Source organism: Kribbella sp. NPDC050281, assembly GCF_040655855.1.
In the GTDB taxonomy this organism is placed as follows: Bacteria; Actinomycetota; Actinomycetes; order Propionibacteriales; family Kribbellaceae; genus Kribbella.
Genome location: NZ_JBFAKS010000098.1, coordinates 1 through 1,916, shown reverse-complemented (window position 1 = coordinate 1,916; position 1,916 = coordinate 1). Strand labels below are relative to the sequence as shown.

At 68.3% G+C, this 1,916-nt stretch carries 2 protein-coding genes; both read right to left on the bottom strand.

What is annotated here, in order from left to right; all coding sequences use genetic code 11:
- Positions 1-113: 113 nt before the first annotated feature.
- Positions 114-1,370, bottom strand: coding sequence for an IS256 family transposase (locus AB0I34_RS44075; RefSeq protein ID WP_360458700.1), 1,257 nt, complete (start codon positions 1,368-1,370; stop codon positions 114-116).
- Positions 1,371-1,512: 142 nt separating this feature from the next.
- The coding region (locus AB0I34_RS44070; RefSeq protein WP_360458697.1) for a transposase at positions 1,513-1,916 on the bottom strand (404 nt) is incomplete at its 5' end.

Sequence of the window (1,916 nt, the reverse complement as noted above, 5' to 3'; positions counted from 1 at the left end):
ATGACGACAACGGGTGGCGTCCGGGATGCTTAATCGCGGCTGACCGGATGACGGCTGATGGTCAAGTCCGCTGGCGTGGTGTTTGGCGGTTGTTGCGCGATCTTCCTGGTTGGTCAGGCGCTGAGCGCCGGGCTGGTGTCGGTGGCTGTCACCTCCTCGGCGTTGGTGGGGGCGTCGGGGACGGCGGTGAGGCGGGCGCGGGCCAGGACGTCGAGGCCGAGGTAGCGGCGTCCTTCGGCCCATTCGTCGTGTTGCTCGGCCAGCACGGCGCCGACGAGGCGGATCAGGGAGTCGCGGTCGGGGAAGATGCCGACCACGTCGGTGCGGCGGCGGATCTCCCGGTTCAGCCGCTCGCTGGGGTTGTTGGACCAGATCTGGCGCCACAGTTCCTTCGGGAATCCGGTGAAGGCCAGCACGTCCGCGCGGGCGGTGTCGAGGTGTTCGGCCACCTTGGGGAGTTTGTCGGCCACCGCGTCCAACACGCGGTCGAACTGGGCGTGCACCGAGGTGGCGTCGGGCTGGTCATAGACCGAGTGCAGCAACGCACGAACCCACGGCCAGGACGCCTTCGGGGTGGCGGCCATCAGGTTGGCTGCGTAGTGGGTGCGGCACCTTTGCCAGGACGCGCCGGGCAGGGTGGCGCCGATGGCTTCGACCAGTCCGCGGTGCGCGTCGGAGGTGACGAGCCGGACCCCGGTCAGGCCGCGGGCGGTCAAATCGCGGAAGAACCCGAGCCAGCCGGCGCCGTCCTCGGCCGAGGTGACCTGCAGGCCCAGGATCTCGCGGTGTCCGTCGGCGTTGACGCCGGTCGCGAGCAGGGCGTGCACGTTGACCACCCGCCCGCCCTCGCGGACCTTGAGCACCAGGGCGTCGGCGGCGACGAACGTGTAGGGGCCTTGGTCGAGCGGGCGGGTCCGGAAGTCCGCGACGTGGGCGTCGAGTTCGGCGGCCATTGTGGAGACCTGGGACTTGGACAGGCGGGTGATCCCGAGCGATTCGACCAGCTTCTCCATCCGCCGCGTGCTGACGCCGAGCAGGTAGCAGGTGGCCACCACCGTGGTCAGGGCGCGTTCGGCGCGGCGGCGTCGCTCGAGCAGCCAGTCTGGGAAGTAGCTGCCCTGCCGCAGTTTGGGGATCGCCACATCGAGGGTGCCGGCGCGGGTGTCGAACTCGCGGTGCCGGTAGCCGTTGCGCACGTTCGTCCTGTCAGGACTCGATTCGCCGTAGCTGGCGCCGCAGACGGCGTCGGCCTCGGCGGACATCAGGGTGTTGATGAAGGTGGTCAGCATCGAGCGCAGCAGGTCCGGGGAGGCGGAGGCCAGGTGCTCGTGCAGGAAACGGGCAGGGTCGATACTGCTCGGTGCGGTCATCGCGTGAGTCGCTTTCTGAAGCACTGTGAGAGGTCTCCAGAAGATCACGCGATGGCCGCCCTACACGACGTCTCGCCCGTCACCGGGCCTGCCGCACACCACTCTGGTGGACGCCACTGACAATCTTGATCCTAGTGGCTTGTCACGCAGCCTTGATCGGGTAACTGGTCCAGGTTCGGATCGGTGAGTCGACGGCGAAGTTGGTCTTGGGTTGGGTGCGGGCGTCGCGCCAGCGGACATGGGCGGCGATGGCGGCGTTCTGCTCGGCGTGGTTGCGGTGGTCGGTGCCGTTGAGCGCGAAATAGCGCAGCGCGGCGAACTCGGCCTCGATCCAGTTTAGCCAGGACGCGTAGGTCGGTAGGAACACCAACTCGACGCGGTTGGTCGCGCACCAGGCGCGGACCTCGGGATGCTTGTGCGGGGAGAAGTTGTCCACGATCAGGTGGAGACGCTGGTCGGGCCAGCGACGGCGCAGGGTTTTGAGGAAGCCGAGGAACTCGCGCCATCGTTTGCGGTCGCGGATGCGGTAGTGCAGGCGTCCGGTGG